General features: G+C 79.4%; 1 protein-coding gene. It reads left to right on the plus strand.

Features of this window, described 5'->3' with window-relative positions; genetic code table 11:
* The coding region (locus E6R62_RS38330) for an FG-GAP repeat protein (protein ID WP_206309020.1) at nt 1–564 on the plus strand (564 nt) is incomplete at its 5' end.
* Nucleotides 565–607: the final 43 nt, after the last annotated feature.

Here is a 607-nt window from a genome sequence, read left to right on the forward strand (position 1 = left end):
TGGGCGCGCGTGCCGACGACGACGAACCGTCCGTCGCCGCTGACGGCCGCGCCGCCTCGCTCCCCGGCCCCCGTCGCCGGGACGGTCGGCGAGACGGGCACCACCGAGACCTGCACCGAGCCGGCCGAGACGTGGCCCCCGGCGTCGACCGCCACCACCGTGAACCGGTGGGTGGTCCCGTTGGTGAGGAGGGAGACGGTCGCCTGGGTGGCCGGCGCCGTCGCGGTCGCCGGCGGGGTGCACGTCTTCCGCGGGTCGGCGGCCGGCCTGGTCACGGGCAGCGGCGTGCAGGCGGTCAACCGGACCTCCGCCGGGGTGCCCGGTGACGCGCGGCGGGCCGAGCAGTTCGGCATCGAGGTGGCGCTGACGGACGCGAACGCCGACGGCCGGGCCGACCTGGTGGTCGGCGCCTCCGACGCGGACGGGCTGAACAGCGGCTCCGTCACCTACCTCCCCTCCCGCGGCGCGAGGGTGGCCGCGCCCGGTGCCCGGCTGGTGCTGCCCGGCCAGGCCGGCCTGCCCGTGACCCGGGGCCTGGCCTTCGGCGCCCACTTCGCCCGCTGATCCGCCGCCGAGCACCGGTTGCGCGGGGCCCCGGGGCCCCGGC

It is taken from the genome of Streptomyces sp. A1136 (assembly GCF_004795055.1).
In the GTDB taxonomy this organism is placed as follows: Bacteria; Actinomycetota; Actinomycetes; order Streptomycetales; family Streptomycetaceae; genus Streptomyces.